Source organism: Gordonia prachuapensis, from assembly GCF_036350515.1.
Taxonomy (GTDB): domain Bacteria; phylum Actinomycetota; class Actinomycetes; order Mycobacteriales; family Mycobacteriaceae; genus Gordonia; species Gordonia prachuapensis.
On the sequence record NZ_JAZDUE010000005.1, the window covers coordinates 158704 to 173697 of the forward strand.

At 67.2% G+C, this 14994-nt stretch carries 13 protein-coding genes; 11 read left to right on the plus strand and 2 right to left on the minus strand.

Features of this window, described 5'->3' with window-relative positions; genetic code table 11:
- Window positions 1–22 precede the first annotated feature (22 nt).
- The 11 genes from V1Y59_RS07810 (at window position 23) to V1Y59_RS07860 (ending at window position 13340) form a co-directional block, all read left to right on the plus strand.
- Window positions 23–493: a PH domain-containing protein gene (locus V1Y59_RS07810; RefSeq protein ID WP_330504347.1), complete on the plus strand. Its 471-nt coding sequence runs from the start codon at window positions 23–25 to the stop codon at window positions 491–493.
- A gap of 21 nt (window positions 494–514) precedes the next feature.
- Window positions 515–2557, plus strand: coding sequence for an excinuclease ABC subunit UvrC (gene uvrC, locus V1Y59_RS07815; RefSeq protein WP_330504244.1), 2043 nt, complete (start codon window positions 515–517; stop codon window positions 2555–2557).
- On the plus strand, window positions 2554–3489 hold the full coding sequence (rapZ, locus tag V1Y59_RS07820) for an RNase adapter RapZ (RefSeq protein WP_431309125.1): 936 nt from the start codon (window positions 2554–2556) through the stop codon (window positions 3487–3489). Before uvrC ends, rapZ begins: the two co-directional genes overlap by 4 nt.
- Before the next feature lie 29 nt (window positions 3490–3518).
- Window positions 3519–4535, plus strand: a complete 1017-nt coding sequence (locus V1Y59_RS07825; protein WP_330504349.1) for a gluconeogenesis factor YvcK family protein — start codon at window positions 3519–3521, stop codon at window positions 4533–4535.
- Between the two features lie 235 nt (window positions 4536–4770).
- Entirely contained in the window at window positions 4771–5748 is a 978-nt protein-coding gene (gene whiA / locus V1Y59_RS07830; RefSeq protein WP_330432494.1) for a DNA-binding protein WhiA, read from the plus strand.
- Window positions 5749–5907: 159 nt separating this feature from the next.
- Window positions 5908–6927 (plus strand): type I glyceraldehyde-3-phosphate dehydrogenase, encoded by a 1020-nt coding sequence (gene gap, locus V1Y59_RS07835; RefSeq protein WP_330432077.1) that lies wholly within the window; start codon window positions 5908–5910, stop codon window positions 6925–6927.
- A gap of 31 nt (window positions 6928–6958) precedes the next feature.
- On the plus strand, window positions 6959–8170 hold the full coding sequence (locus V1Y59_RS07840) for a phosphoglycerate kinase (RefSeq protein ID WP_330504245.1): 1212 nt from the start codon (window positions 6959–6961) through the stop codon (window positions 8168–8170).
- Window positions 8170–8958, plus strand: coding sequence for a triose-phosphate isomerase (tpiA, locus tag V1Y59_RS07845; RefSeq protein ID WP_330504246.1), 789 nt, complete (start codon window positions 8170–8172; stop codon window positions 8956–8958). Before V1Y59_RS07840 ends, tpiA begins: the two co-directional genes overlap by 1 nt.
- Window positions 8959–9269: 311 nt before the next feature.
- Window positions 9270–9503 carry a preprotein translocase subunit SecG gene (gene secG / locus V1Y59_RS07850; RefSeq protein WP_330504247.1) on the plus strand — a complete coding sequence of 78 codons (234 nt, stop codon included), beginning with the start codon at window positions 9270–9272 and terminating at the stop codon, window positions 9501–9503.
- A 125-nt stretch (window positions 9504–9628) separates the two neighbouring features.
- Entirely contained in the window at window positions 9629–12481 is a 2853-nt protein-coding gene (gene ppc, locus V1Y59_RS07855; protein ID WP_330504248.1) for a phosphoenolpyruvate carboxylase, read from the plus strand.
- A 94-nt stretch (window positions 12482–12575) separates the two neighbouring features.
- Window positions 12576–13340, plus strand: coding sequence for an NAD(P)H-dependent oxidoreductase (locus tag V1Y59_RS07860; protein WP_330504249.1), 765 nt, complete (start codon window positions 12576–12578; stop codon window positions 13338–13340).
- 1 nt (window position 13341) lies between these two features.
- Here the strand turns inward: V1Y59_RS07860 and pgl are convergent, their stop codons facing one another.
- Both pgl and V1Y59_RS07870 read right to left on the minus strand, forming a co-directional pair.
- Entirely contained in the window at window positions 13342–14076 is a 735-nt protein-coding gene (gene pgl, locus V1Y59_RS07865) for a 6-phosphogluconolactonase (protein ID WP_330504250.1), read from the minus strand.
- Window positions 14076–14993, minus strand: coding sequence for a glucose-6-phosphate dehydrogenase assembly protein OpcA (locus V1Y59_RS07870; protein ID WP_330504252.1), 918 nt, complete (start codon window positions 14991–14993; stop codon window positions 14076–14078). The genes pgl and V1Y59_RS07870 overlap by 1 nt, the downstream gene beginning before the upstream one ends.
- Between the last annotated feature and the right edge of the window lies 1 nt (window position 14994).

Sequence of the window (14994 nt, forward strand, 5' to 3'; positions counted from 1 at the left end):
CCTCGAGTACCGCCCCCGTCGGATGCCCCGCATCGCGATCGTCGTTGCAGCGGTGGTGGTGGCGATCCACATCACGTTTGCGGCGTTGCTGACGATCTCCGACACCGGTGTCGAGATCGGCGGGTCGGACCAACTCGGTCTCGCCTTGATCGGTGTCGTCGAGGCCGCGCTCATCCTGTTGTTCACCCGCCCGCGCCTGCGCGTCGGCCGTACTGGTGTCGGCGTGCGCAATCTCACCGGGGAGCGCCTGTTCGAGTGGGATCGGGTGCGCGGCATGACCTACCCGGACAAGGGTTTCTCGGCGCGGCTGTTGCTGCCCGACGACGAACACGTGCCGGTGCTCGCCGTGCAGGCCTGGGACTCCGACCGTGCCGTGGCGGCGATGAATGCGTTTCGGGAACTGGAACAGCGCTACCACCCCCACATCGGCCCGGACGACAACGGCTCGGACGACAACGGCCCGGGCGGCACCGGTCAGGACGGACGGTCGTAGTCAGGCACTAGCCTGGACTGCGTGGCAGACCCGACAACGTATCGTCCCGCCCCGGGCACGATCCCGACCGAGCCAGGCGTCTACAAGTTCCGCGACGCCCACGGTCGTGTCATCTACGTCGGCAAGGCCAAGAATCTCCGGTCGCGTCTGACCTCGTACTTCGCAGATCTGGCCGGGTTGCATCCACGCACCCGGCAGATGGTCACCACCGCCGCCGCGGTCGAGTGGACGGTCGTCGGGACCGAGGTCGAGGCGCTCCAACTCGAGTACAACTGGATCAAGGAATTCGACCCGCGGTTCAACGTCCGCTACCGCGACGACAAGAGTTACCCGGTCCTCGCCGTGACGCTCAACGAGGAGTACCCGCGACTGTTCGTCTACCGCGGCCCGCGACGACGCGGGGTGCGGTACTTCGGGCCCTATTCACATGCCTGGGCGATTCGGGAGACGGTCGATCTGCTGACCCGGGTGTTCCCGGCACGTACCTGCTCGACCGGCGTGTTCAAACGTCACCGGCAGATCGACCGGCCGTGTCTGCTGGGCTACATCGACAAGTGTGCGGCGCCGTGCGTCGGTCGGGTCACCGCCGAACAGCACCGGGAGATCGTCGACGATTTCTGCGATTTCCTGGCCGGCCGGACCGATCAGATGATTCGTCGGCTCGAGCGCGAGATGACTTCTGCTGCAGAGGACCTCGACTTCGAACGGGCGGCGCGTCTGCGCGATGACGTGGGCGCCATGCGCCGGGCGATGGAGAAGCAGGCGGTGGTCCTCGGGGACGGAACCGACGCCGACGTCGTCGGCATGGTCGGCGACGAACTCGAGGTGTCCGTCCAGGTCTTCCACGTCCGTGACGGCCGGGTCCGCGGACAGCGGGGCTGGGTGGTCGAGCGCTCCGACGACGACTCGGTCGGCGAACAGGTGGGACAGTTCGTCACCCAGTTCTACGGTGCGCAAGTGGATCTCGACGCGTCGGTGGAAATCGGTGACGACCGGGCCCGGGGTGATTCGGTCCCGCGTGAGGTCCTCGTCCCCGATCTGCCGGACGACCATGCGGAGTTGCAGCAGTGGTTGTCGGATCTGCGCGGCAGTCGGGTGGCGATCCGGGTGCCACAGCGCGGGGACAAGAAGGCACTGTTCGACACGGTGACCCGCAACGCCTCGGAAGCATTGGCGCAGCACAAGCTGCGCCGCGCCGGGGATCTCACCACCCGCTCGGCTGCGCTCACCGAACTGCAGGAGGGGCTCGGCCTCGATCAGGCGCCCCTGCGGATCGAGTGCATCGACATCTCGCACGTCCAGGGCACCGACGTGGTCGCGTCACTGGTGGTCTTCGAGGACGGACTGCCGCGCAAGTCCGACTATCGGCACTATTCCATCCGTCAGGCCGCCGGCGATGGACGGTCCGACGATGTCGCCTCGATCGCGGAGGTCACCCGCCGTCGGTTCCTGCGGCATCGGCAGGACCAGGAGATCACCACCGAGTCCGCGATCGACCCGGACACCGGTCGCACGCGTAAGTTCGCCTACCCGCCAAACCTTTTCGTCGTCGATGGTGGTTCACCCCAGGTGCACGCGGCAGCATCGGTTCTCGACGAGCTGGGCGTCACCGATGTCTCGGTCGTCGGCCTGGCCAAACGACTGGAAGAGGTGTGGATTCCGGGTGATGATGAACCGGTGATCCTGCCCCGGACCAGCGAGGCGTTGTTCCTGCTTCAGCGCGTGCGCGACGAGGCACATCGGTTCGCCATCACCTTCCACCGCAGCAAGCGCAGCAAACGGATGACCGAATCGGTCCTCGACGGGGTCCCCGGTCTCGGTCGCACGCGGCGGACCGCACTCGTCACGCACTTCGGATCGGTGGCCCGCCTGCGGGAGGCGTCACTCGACGACATCTCTGGTGTACCCGGGATCGGCATGGCCACCGCGCGGGCCGTCGCCGCGGCGCTCGCCGACGACGCATCTCCGGAACGCAGCGACGCCGTGCCCACAGAACCCGAACGCACCGACGCCCACCAGATACCCGTTCCGACGCAGGCCCCGACTGGAGGAGAGGACCGGTGACCGACCAACCCGATACGGACGGCACTACCACGGACATCGCGGGGCCGCCACCGGACTACACCGTCCTGTTCGTCGCCGGCATGTCCGGTGCGGGTCGTTCCACCGCTGCCAACGTCCTGGAGGACGACGGCTGGTATGTCGCCGACAACGTGCCGCCGTCGCTCATCGCGACGATGGTGCGGACGGTCCGGGAGAGTGATCCCGCTGTCGCACGGCTCGCGATGGTGCTACGTGCGTCCGACGACGAAATCGGTGGGCAGCTCGACGATCTGCGAAAGTCCTTGGAGGCGGCTGGTGCCCGCACCAAACTGCTCTTCCTCGACGCCAGCGATCATGTCCTCGTCCGCCGCTTCGAACAGGTCCGCCGGCGTCATCCGTTGCAGGGCCGCGAGACCCTGGTCGACGGCATCGCCCGCGAACGGGTGATCCTGGCGCCGATCAAGAACTCGGCCGACCTCGTCGTGGAGACCTCGGCCCTGACCGCCGCCAAACTCCGTGAGGTGGTCGAGGGTGTGTACCCGCACGACACCGACAACCGTCTCAGCGTCGCGGTCCAGTCGTTCGGCTTCAAGTACGGTCTGCCGATCGACTCCGACTACGTCGCCGACGTGCGATTTCTGCCCAATCCGTACTGGATACCCGAGTTGCGGGCGCACAATGGTCGCGACGACGACGTCCGCGACTACGTGCTCGGGCAGGATGGTGCGGCCCGGTTCGTGGATCTCCAACTCGGCATGGCGGGGGTGGTTGCACCGGGCTACCTCCGAGAAGGCAAGCGGTACATGACGATCAGCATCGGCTGCACCGGCGGCAAACATCGCAGCGTGGCGATCTCGGAGGAGATCGGCCGACGACTGGGAGAGATGCTCGACGAACGCGGCGCGCCGCGCTTCGATGTCCGGGTGATCCATCGAGACCTGGGGCGCGAGTGACGGGCACCGACGGCACCGCGGACCGGCAGATGCGGATCACCGCGCTCGGCGGCGGGCACGGACTGCACGCCACGCTCACCGCGATGAGGTACCTGAGTCGGGACGTCACCGCGGTGGTGACCGTCGCCGACGACGGCGGCTCCTCGGGTCGGCTGCGCGCCGAACTCGGTGTCATCCCGCCGGGCGATCTTCGGATGGCGCTCTCGGCGTTGATGTCCGCGCCGGCCGCGTTGGACGAGCGATCGGACGGGCCGACCCCACTCGGTCGGTCCGCGCACGAGCTGTGGACCACGACGTTTCAGCACCGGTTCGGTGGTCGCGGCGCTCTCGCCGGCCACCCCATCGGCAATCTGCTGCTGGCCGGGCTGACGGAGGTCACCGGCAACCCGGTCGCGGCGCTCGACGAACTCGTGGCCGTCTTCGACATCGACGGACGCGTCCTGCCGATGTCGGCGGTACCGCTCGACATCGAGGCCGACGTGTCCGGGCTGGAGAGCGACCCTCGGATCAGTCGTTGTATCCGCGGGCAGGTGGCGGTCGCGACCACCCCCGGAAAGGTGCGTCGGGTCCGTTTGCTGCCGACCGACCCGCCGGCCTGTCCGGAAGCTCTCGAGTCGATCCGGTCGGCCGACCTGGTGGTGCTGGGACCCGGTTCCTGGTTCTCCAGCGTGATCCCGCACGTCCTGGTGCCCGAGCAGCTCACGGCGCTGCGCGACACCTCGGCCCGCAAGATGCTGTTCGTCAACCTCGCTCCTGAACCCGGTGAGACGACGGGATTCTCGGTCGAGCGGCATCTGCACGTGCTACACGCCCACGCCGATGTCCTCCGTGTGGATGACGTCGTGGTGGATGCCGCGTCTGTTCCCGCGGGGCGTGAGCGGGATCACCTGATCCGGGCGGCTGAGTTGTTCGGCGCACGTCTGCATGTCGGTGACCTCGCGGTTCCCGGCAGGCACGTGCACGACCCCGAGAAAGTCGCCACCCTGGTGAACCAACTGTGCGAAGGTGAATTGAGTCGATACGCTGTCCGGGCGCAAGAATCGTGAGTGAGTCGTGTGCATCCGACTGCGCCCACATGATCGTCGGGAGCCACCGCTGACGCGGTGACACCGGCCCGGGCGGTGCGGTTGCCGACGCCACGACTCCGTTCGCGGGGGTGACGGCCTCCGTGCCGGGGGATTCGCGAGCGGTGAGGCGAGCCAGTGGCGGTACCGGCTTCCTGGCCGTAGGACTGTGCGACCCGACAGGAGGACCGTGACAGGAGGGCAGGGACCGGTGGCGATGACCGCGGCGGTGAAGGATGAGCTATCCCGTCTGACCGTGACCCAGGTGAGTTGCCGCAAGGCCGAGGTGTCGGCGCTGCTGCGTTTCGCCGGGGGACTGCACATCGTCGCCGGCCGCGTGGTCGTCGAGGCCGAGGTCGACCTGGGCAATGTGGCCCGGCGGCTGCGACGCGAGATCTTCGACCTGTACGGCTACAACTCCGATGTCCACGTCCTGCGCAGCGGGGGCATCCGGAAGGGCGCGCGCTACATCGTGCGTGTCACCAAGGACGGTGAAGGTCTGGCCCGTCAGACGGGTTTGCTCGACCTGCGTGGACGTCCGGTGCGGGGATTGCCCGCGCAGGTCGTCGGCGGGAGTGTCGCCGATGCGGAAGCCGCCTGGCGCGGTGCGTTTCTCGCTCACGGTTCGCTCACCGAACCGGGCCGTTCGTCGGCGCTCGAGGTCAGTTGTCCGGGACCGGAGGCCGCCCTGGCTCTCGTCGGGGCCGCTCGCCGTCTCGGGGTGTCCGCCAAGGCGCGTGAGGTGCGTGGGGCAGACCGGGTGGTGATCCGTGACGGTGAGGCGATCGGAGCCCTGCTGACCCGGATGGGCGCCAACGACACGCGGCTGGTCTGGGAGGAGCGCCGGATGCGGCGCGAGGTCCGTGCGACGGCCAACCGTCTCGCCAATTTCGACGACGCCAACCTGCGTCGTTCGGCGCGAGCCGCGGTGGCCGCGGCTGCACGTGTCGAGCGCGCCCTGGACATCCTCGGTGACGACGTGCCCGATCACCTCATCGCCGCCGGCCAGCTGCGGATCACCCACCGGCAGGCGTCCCTCGAGGAGTTGGGGCAGCTCGCCGACCCGCCGATGACGAAGGATGCGGTGGCCGGACGGATCCGGCGCCTGCTCTCGATGGCTGACAAGAAGGCGCGCACCGAGGGCATCCCGGACACGGAGTCGGCTGTCACCTCGGACTTGCTCGACGAGGCGTGAGGTCGACCCGGAACAACAGGTGAACGAATCGGACCCTTCGCATGCTGCGTCTGGCCGGTCCTACTAGGCTGAAGTGGGTCGCGCATCACCGTCACCAACATGATCGTCCTGCGTAACCGGCCGCAAGCCTCGACGATGAATACCGTAAGGAGCACCACAGTGACTGTTCGGGTAGGCGTTAACGGATTCGGCCGGATCGGCCGCAACTTCTTTCGCGCAGTGGAAGCGCAGAAGGCATTGGGCACCACGGACATCGAGATCGTCGCGGTCAACGACCTGACCGACAACGCGACGCTCGCCCATCTGCTCAAGTTCGACTCCATCCTGGGCCGACTCTCCGATGACGTCTCGCTCGAAGGTGAGGACACGATCGTCGTCGGCGACAAGAAGATCAAGGCGATGGCCATCAAGGAAGGCCCGTCGGCGCTGCCGTGGGGCGATCTCGGCGTCGATGTCGTGGTCGAGTCGACCGGCATCTTCACCGACGGCACCAAGGCCAAGGGCCACCTCGACGCCGGCGCCAAGAAGGTCATCATCTCGGCGCCCGCCAAGAACGAGGACATCACCATCGTGATGGGCGTCAACGACGACAAGTACGACGGCAGCCAGAACATCATCTCCAACGCGTCGTGCACCACGAACTGCCTCGGCCCGTTCGCCAAGGTGCTCAACGACGAGTTCGGCATCGTCTCCGGTCTGATGACCACCGTGCACGCCTACACCCAGGATCAGAACCTGCAGGACGGCCCGCACAAGGATCTGCGTCGCGCCCGCGCCGCCGCGCTCAACGTGGTCCCGACCTCCACCGGTGCGGCGAAGGCCATCGGCCTCGTGTTGCCGGAACTGCTCGGCAAGCTCGACGGCTATGCCCTGCGTGTGCCGATCCCGACCGGCTCGGTCACCGACCTCACCGCGATCCTGGAGAAGGCACCGTCGGCCGATGACGTCAACGCCGCCATGAAGGCCGCCGCCGAGGGGCCGCTCAAGGGCATCCTGAAGTACTACGATGCGCCGATCGTCTCCAGCGACATCGTCACCGACCCGCATTCGTCGCTCTTCGACGCGGGGCTCACCAAGGTCATCGGCAACCAGGTCAAGGCCGTCTCCTGGTACGACAACGAGTGGGGCTACTCCAACCGCCTCGTCGACCTGACCGGTCTCGTCAGCAAGTCGCTGTAACCTTCCTCGAGCCACTAGGAGCAACGCCACCATGGGCGTACCCACACTGAAAGACCTTCTGGAAGAAGGCGTTTCGGGTCGGGGAGTGCTGGTCCGGTCGGATTTCAACGTTCCGCTCGACGGAACCACGATCACCGACCCGGGCCGCATCCTGGCCTCCCTGCCGACCTTGTCGGCGCTGGTCGATGCCGGTGCGAAGGTCATCATCACCGCGCATCTCGGTCGTCCGAAGGGCGAACCGGATCCGAAGTTCTCGCTGGCCCCGGTGGCCGAGCGACTCGGCGCCGAACTCGGGCGCAACGTCCAGCTCGCCGGTGATGTGGTGGGTTCGGATGCGCTGGCGCGCGCCGAAGGCCTCACCGACGGCGATGTCCTGCTGCTGGAGAACGTGCGTTTCGATCCGCGCGAGACCTCCAAGGACGAGACCGAACGGGAAGCGCTGGCCAAGGCGCTCGTCGAGCTGGTCGGCGACGACGGTGCCTTCGTCTCCGACGGCTTCGGTGTGGTGCATCGCAAGCAGGCATCGGTGTACGACGTCGCGAAGCTCTTGCCGCACTACGCCGGCAAGCTCGTGGCGGCCGAGGTGGACGTGCTGTCCAAACTCACCCACGAGGTCGCCCGGCCGTACGCGGTGGTGCTCGGCGGGTCGAAGGTGTCGGACAAGCTCGGCGTCATCGAAGCGCTTGCGCCGAAGGTCGACACCCTGGTCATCGGCGGTGGGATGGCGTTCACCTTCCTTGCCGCGCAGGGGCACTCGGTGGGCAACTCGCTGCTACAGGAAGATCAGATCGACGTCTGCAAGGGGCTGCTCGAGCAGTTCGGCGACGTCATCCGGTTGCCGGTCGACGTCGTCGTCGCCGACAAGTTCGCGGCCGATGCCGATGCGAAGACGGTGCCGGTCGAGGAGATCCCGGACGGCTGGATGGGGCTCGACATCGGGCCCGAATCGGTCAAGCGGTTCTCCGCGGTCCTGTCCGGTGCGGAGACCGTGTTCTGGAACGGGCCATCCGGTGTCTTCGAGTTCGAGAAGTTCTCGTCGGGCACCCGGGGCGTCGCCGAGGCGATCGCGGCGACCACCAAGGGCGGATCGTTCACGGTCGTCGGTGGTGGCGACTCCGCGGCGGCTGTCCGGACGCTCGGACTGCCGGATTCGGACTTCTCGCACATATCGACCGGCGGCGGGGCGTCGCTGGAATACCTGGAGGGCAAGGAACTCCCCGGATTGAAGGTGTTGGAGAGCTGATGGCGAGTCGCAAGCCGCTCATCGCGGGCAACTGGAAGATGAACCTGAATCATCTGGAGGCCATCGCGCTCGTCCAGAAGATCGCGTTCGCGCTGCCCGCGAAGTACTTCGACAAGGTCGACGTCACGGTGATCCCGCCGTTCACCGACATCCGCAGCGTGCAGACCGTCGTGGACGGCGACAAACTGCTGCTCACCTACGGGGCGCAGGACCTGTCGGCGCAGGATTCGGGTGCATACACCGGTGAGATCAGCGGTGCGTTCCTCGCGAAGCTTGGGTGCACCTTCGTGGTCGTCGGCCATTCGGAGCGACGGACGATGCACGCCGAGACCGACGACGTGGTGCTCGCGAAGACGAAAGCCGCGCTCAAGCACGGTCTGACGCCGATCGTGTGCATCGGGGAGGGGCTCGACATCCGGGAGGCCGGCGAGCACGTCGACTACAACGTCACCCAGCTGAAGGGCTCGTTGGCAGGGCTCTCGGCCGAGGAGATCGGCAACGTCGTGATCGCCTACGAGCCGGTGTGGGCGATCGGTACCGGTCGGGTGGCCAGCGCCGAGGACGCGCAGGAGGTGTGCGGCGCGATCCGCAAGACACTCGCGGAGATCGCCGACGCCGCGACCGCGGATTCGGTCCGGGTGCTCTACGGCGGTTCGGTGAACGCCAAGAACGTCGGCGAGATCGTCGGCCAGACCGACGTCGACGGTGCCCTCGTCGGCGGGGCCTCGCTGAAATCGGACGAGTTCGCGAGCCTGTCGGCCATCGCCGCCGGCGGACCCCTTCCGTGACTGCTGCTCCCAGCCGAGCGTCACGAACCCCTTCGTGACGGCCCTCCGCAGGCTCCGGGCCTCCTCAGGGGTCGGGTGGCCGGGGGCTCTGCAGGCTCCGAGCCTCCTCGGGGGTCGGGTGGCCGGGGGCTCTGCAGGCTCCGGGCCTCCTCGGGGTCGGGGTGGCCGGCCCGTTCACTGATCCCGTTCACCCCGTTCCCTGAGCCCCGTCGAAGGGCGCGTAGACTGTGGCAGGTTGTGCCCGGACGGCTCCGAGCCGTCGGCGCAGCCTGCCACACTTGTCTGCACCGACCGAACAGGACTGACTACACGTGAAGCTCGCACTCGACATCGGATTGGTCATCACCAGTTTGCTGATGGTGGTGCTGGTGTTGCTGCATCGCGGCAAGGGCGGCGGTCTGTCGTCGCTGTTCGGCGGCGGTGTCCAGTCGTCGCTGTCGGGATCCAGCGTGGTCGAGCGCAATCTCGACCGCCTGACCATTTTCGTCGGCATCATCTGGTTCATCTTCATCATCGGCATCGGCGTCGACATCAAACTTTCCTGACGCCGACCGACCGGTCTGCTTCGTCTGCGGCGACCCGTCTGCCTCACGGCAGGTGAGGGTCGCCGTTTGACGTTCGGGCGCCGCCCCGAGATGCCACAGGTTGCGAATACCGGAATACTGACCGTATGAGCGAATCGAACTCGTCTGAGCAGCATCGGTCCGCCGGAGCGCCCGCGTGGCGCCCCACGATGACGATCGCCGATCACATCATCATCGATGACGAGGGCCGGGCGCTGACCGAACCGTTGCGCGAGGACATCCGGTTGCTGGGTGGTCTGCTCGGCGACATGATCCGTGAACATTCCGGTACCGAGGTCTTCGACCTCGTCGAGAACGCACGCATCGCGGCCTTTCGGATTCGGCGCGCCGAGATCGACCGCGAGACGTTGGCAGACATGTTCGTCGACCTCGACCTCTCCGTCGCCATGCCGGTGATCCGCGCATTCTGCAACTTCGCCCTACTCGCCAACCTCGCCGAGGATATCCATCGGGAGCGCCGCCGTGCCCTCCACGTCCGGGCCGGCGATCCGCCGCAGGACAGCACGCTGGAGGCGACGTACGCCAAGCTCGCGCAGGCCGGTCTCACCGACGCCGACGTGGGTCGTGCGCTGGCCGATGCGACGGTCGTGCCCGTCATCACCGCCCATCCCACCGAGACGCGTCGCCGTACCGTCTTCGAAGCGCAGAACCGAATCACCGAGTTGATGCGCTTCCGCAGCCGGACCGAGCTCACACCCGCAGAGGATGCCGAGGTCATGGAAGGTCTGCGCCGGCAGATCCTGACCCTCTGGCAAACCGCCCTGATCCGGCTGGAACGGCTCAACATCCAGGACGAGATCCGTTCCGGTCTGCGCTATTACGACGCGTCGTTCTTCGAGGTGGTGCCGAAGATCAACACGGGGGTTCGTGCCGCACTGCGTTCTGCCTATCCCGACGCGGGACTGAAGGACGATCCGATGCTGCGGATGGGGTCGTGGATCGGTGGCGATCGCGACGGCAACCCGTTCGTCACCGGCGAGATCGTCGAGATGGCGACAACGCTCGCAGCCCGGACGGCGATCGGCCATCACCTGTCCGAGCTGCGGCTGCTCGCCGAGGAACTGAGTATGTCGACGCGCCTGATGTCGCCCGACGACGCCGTCTATGAGCTGGCGGGTGTGGACCGCGACGACCCCGCCGCCGACGAACCCTTCCGCGTCGCCCTGCGAAAGATCCGGTCCCGCCTCGTCGCCACCGCCGCCGACATGTTCGGCGAAGAGGTCATGAAGACCTCCGATCTGTTCATGATCGACGGCGCGGAACCATACGCCGGGGCCGGCGACCTGCTGGCCGACCTCGACGTCGTCGACGCCGGACTGCGGTCCACGCACGACGACATCATCGCCGACGATCGGCTGCTGAGACTCCGGGAAGCGGTCCGCACCTTCGGGTTCAACCTGTCCGGTTTGGACATGCGACAGAACTCGGAGATGCACGAGGAGGTCGTCGGTGAGCTGCTGGCCTGGGCCGGCGTGCACCCCGACTACGCGTCACTCGGTGAGGCCGAGCGGGTGGAGATCCTGGTCAGCGAGCTGACCGCGCGGCGCCCATTGACCCGACCGGATGCCGACCTGAGCGAGCTCGCGACAAAGGAACTCGGGATCGTCCGCGCGGCCGCTGCAGCGGTACGGACCTTCGGCCCCGAGGCGGTGCCGAACTACGTCATCAGCATGTGTACCTCGGTGAGCGACATGCTGGAACCGATGATCCTGCTGAAGGAAGCGGGACTGATCGACATCGACGCCGAGTCGGGCAAGCTGGTGTGCTCGGTCCGGATCGTCCCGCTGTTCGAGACCATCGAGGATCTGCAGCAGGGTGCGGCCACGCTGCTCGCGGCGCTCGACATTCCGCTGTATCGCGACCTCGTCGACGGGCAGGCCGGGATGCAGGAGGTGATGCTCGGCTACTCGGACTCGAACAAGGACGGCGGCTACATGGCGGCCAACTGGGCGCTGTACCGCGGTGAGCTGGACCTGGTCGAGGCGGCGAAGAAGGCCGGAATCCGGTTGCGGTTGTTCCACGGCCGCGGCGGTACCGTCGGCCGTGGCGGGGGACCGAGCTACGACGCGATCCTCGCTCAACCTCCCGGCGCGGTACAGGGATCACTCCGACTCACCGAGCAGGGCGAGATCATCGCCGCCAAGTTCGCCGAACCCGTTCTGGCCCAACGCAACCTGGAAACCCTGCTGGCCGCGACAATCGAGTCGTCGCTCCTGGACGTGGAAGGACTCGGGGACGAGTCCGAGGACGCCTATCGCAACATGGACGAGATCGCCGGTCTGGCGCGGTCGGCCTACAGCAAACTCGTGCACGAGACACCGGGCTTCGTCGAGTACTTCACCACATCGACGCCGTTGTCGGAGATCGGTGCCCTCAACATCGGCAGCCGTCCGGCGTCACGAAAGCAGACCGAGAAGATCTCTGATCTGCGGGCGATCCCATGGGTGTTGTCGTGGACCCAGTCCCGCGTGATGCTGCCCGGCTGGTACGGCACCGGCTCGGCTTTCGAGGAGTGGGTCGCCGACGACCAGCAGCGCCTCGAGACGTTGCGTCGCTACTACGAGAAGTGGCCGTTCTTCCGGACGGTGATGTCGAACATGGCGCAGGTGCTGGCCAAGTCGGACATGGGGCTGGCACACCGGTATGCGCAGTTGGTCCCGGACGAGGAACTGCGAGACACCGTGTTCGGCATGATCGTCGACGAACACGAGCGGACCATCGACATGTACTCCAAGATCACCGGCACCGACGACCTGCTGTCGGACAACGCCGCGCTCAAACGTTCGGTCTACAACCGGTTCCCGTACCTCGAGCCGCTCAACCTGTTGCAGGTCGAGTTGCTGCGGCGGTTCCGTGCCGGCGACGACGAACCCCGCATCCGGCGTGGCATCCAGTTGACGATGAACGGATTGGCCACGGCGCTGCGTAACTCGGGTTAGGTTTCCTCCTCCCGTCGACCGGGCGCCGTTTCCCGTCGACTGGGCGCCATTTCCCGTCGACTGGGCGCCATTTGCCGTCGACTGGGTAGGGCTGGTGTCCCTTCCGCGTCGCGCCGCGACCGGAATGCGCACGACCCGTGGCGACGTTGCACGCACCATGAAGGCTTTGTGGGTGGTCGCACATCCGGACCCGAGCTCTCTGAACCGACATCTGCATCGATTCGGCGCGCAGGTGCTTCGCGACGAGGGTTGGCAGGTTCTCGAGTCCGATCTGTATGCGATGCAGTGGGATCCGGTGCTGCGCGAGGAAGGCGGGGACGACGTCGAGGCCGAGCAGCAGAAGCTGCGCGATGCCGACCTGGTCGTGCTGCAGTTCCCCCTCTGGTGGTACGGGATGCCCGCGATCATGAAGGGCTGGGTGGACCGCGTCTTCGAGCGCGGATTCGCCTACGACGTGATCGATCCCGCCACGGGTCGGGCCCGCAAATACGGCGACGGAGGACTTGTCGGACGCCGCGCGCTGACCATCGTCACCGCCGGTGACCGTCCCGGCAGCCTGGGTCCGCGGGGCATCAGCGGCGACATCGAGGACGTGCTGTGGACGACGCTGCACGGAACGCTCTGGTACACGGGGATGGAAACCTTGCGGCCACACCTCGTCACCCGTGCGCGCGACGTCGACGAGTCAACCATCGTCGAGGTCGAGCGTGATCTCGCCGATCGGCTTCGCGGTGTCACGGACGAGTCGCCGATTCCGTTCCTTCCGCTCGACGAACGCTTCTACGACCACTCGATCGCGCTGTGCCCAGACGTCGCACCCGACGTCTCGGGCAACGCCGCCCACCGATTCGCCACCTGACTCAAGTGAGGCGTGACGCGGCGCCGCGGTCCAGGAACCACACGGTCTCGTCGGTGCCGTGCGCGCCGGCGCACGGCCAGTCGGCGGCGTGAGCGCCGGTGTGGGCGGCAGCGACCGCCTCGGCCTTGTCCTCTCCGGCGACCAGGAACCACACCGCCTTGCTCCGGTTGACCACCGGGAGCGTCAAGGTGATCCGTCGCGGCGGCGGCTTCGGGGAATCCTCCACGGCCACAACCGTTTTCTCGGACTCCGCGGTCGCCGCGGTGTGCGGGAAGAGGGAGTTGATGTGCCCCTCACCACCCATGCCGAGCAGGTGGAGGTCGAAGTGCGGCACCTGCCCGGCGCCGATATGCGCGAGGGCCTCGGCATACGCCGCGGCGGCTGACTCGATGTCGTCGCCGAAATCGCCGTCGGACGCTGCCATCGGATGGACTCGGGCCGGATCGACCGGAACCTTGTCGAGCAGCGCCTCACGTGCCTGCCCGTAGTTGCGCTCCGGGTCGTCGGCCGGCACGAACCGGTCGTCGCCCCAGAACAATTCGACCCGCGACCAGTCGATGTCACCGCTGTCGGAGGCGAGGTGCCGCAGGATCGCGATCCCGTTGCTGCCCCCGGTCAGCACGATGCTCGCCACGCCGTGGTCGGCCTGCGCATGTGTCACCAGGTCGACGAACCGGCTGGCCGCCGTCGCGACGAGCGCGTCCTTGTCGTCGAACACGAGCGTTTCCGGGGTCATCACGCCACCCTACTGGTGGTGTTGATCTCGGCCACCCCCTTCAGGGCGCTCTCATACGTGTCGTCGGTGTCGAGGCGTCGTAGTTCCTCGGCGAGCAAGAGGGGCAGTTCGCGTCGGCTCATCGCCACACGACCATCCGGTTTGCCGGGCATGCAGATCACCGCGTTGTTGTTCTGGTCGAGCGCGAGGATCGTCGGACCGTCTTCGCGCAGGATCCGGACCTCGAAACTCCCTACCTCGCGGCGCGTGGGTACCTGCAACGCCGAGTGCAGCCACCCGGCGAGCAGATCGATACTGGGGGAGTCGCTGGGACCGGTCACCTCGACCCCGATGACCGGGGTATGGGGCGGCCGGTCCATCGCCGACGCCAGCAGCGCACGCCACGGGGTGATCTGCGTCCACGCGAGATCGGAGTCGCCGGGCGCGTACGTGGCGAGCCGGCGTTCCAGAACGGTGCGAGGGTCGCCGGACTTGGTGGCGTCGAGGATGCGTCTGCGGCCAAGCGTGCCCATCGGATCGGTCGCCGGGTTCGCCGGTGGCTTTCCCGGCCACCAGGTCACCACCGGCGTGTCCGGGAGCAGGAACGGCATCACGACCGAACGTGGGTGGTTCGCGAGTTCGCCGTGCAGGCTCAACAGCACGACCTCCGACGCTCCCGCGTCACCGCCGACACGGATCTCGGCGTCGAGGCGCGGGGTGTCGTCCCGGAATCCGCTGGCCACGACAATCACCCGGCTCGGATGCTCGCTGCTGGCTCCCACGGCGGCCTCGATCGCACCCTCGGTGGGTTCACCGTGCTCGGCGCAGACGACGAGGGTCAACACGCGACCGAGGCTGACCGCGCCACCGGACTCACGGACCTCGACGATCTTCTTGGCCACGGTCACAGTGGAGGTGTCGGGCAGTTCGACGATCATC

Coding starts and splice junctions, on each gene's coding strand:
- V1Y59_RS07810 (WP_330504347.1), top strand. CDS start 23: ATGCCCCGCATCGCGATCGTCGTTGCAGCGGTGGTGGTGGCGATCCAC.
- V1Y59_RS07825 (WP_330504349.1), top strand. CDS start 3,519: ATGCGGATCACCGCGCTCGGCGGCGGGCACGGACTGCACGCCACGCTC.
- whiA (WP_330432494.1), top strand. CDS start 4,771: ATGACCGCGGCGGTGAAGGATGAGCTATCCCGTCTGACCGTGACCCAG.
- V1Y59_RS07840 (WP_330504245.1), top strand. CDS start 6,959: ATGGGCGTACCCACACTGAAAGACCTTCTGGAAGAAGGCGTTTCGGGT.
- tpiA (WP_330504246.1), top strand. CDS start 8,170: ATGGCGAGTCGCAAGCCGCTCATCGCGGGCAACTGGAAGATGAACCTG.
- ppc (WP_330504248.1), top strand. CDS start 9,629: ATGAGCGAATCGAACTCGTCTGAGCAGCATCGGTCCGCCGGAGCGCCC.
- pgl (WP_330504250.1), bottom strand. CDS start 14,076: ATGACCCCGGAAACGCTCGTGTTCGACGACAAGGACGCGCTCGTCGCG.
- V1Y59_RS07870 (WP_330504252.1), bottom strand. CDS start 14,993: ATGATCGTCGAACTGCCCGACACCTCCACTGTGACCGTGGCCAAGAAG.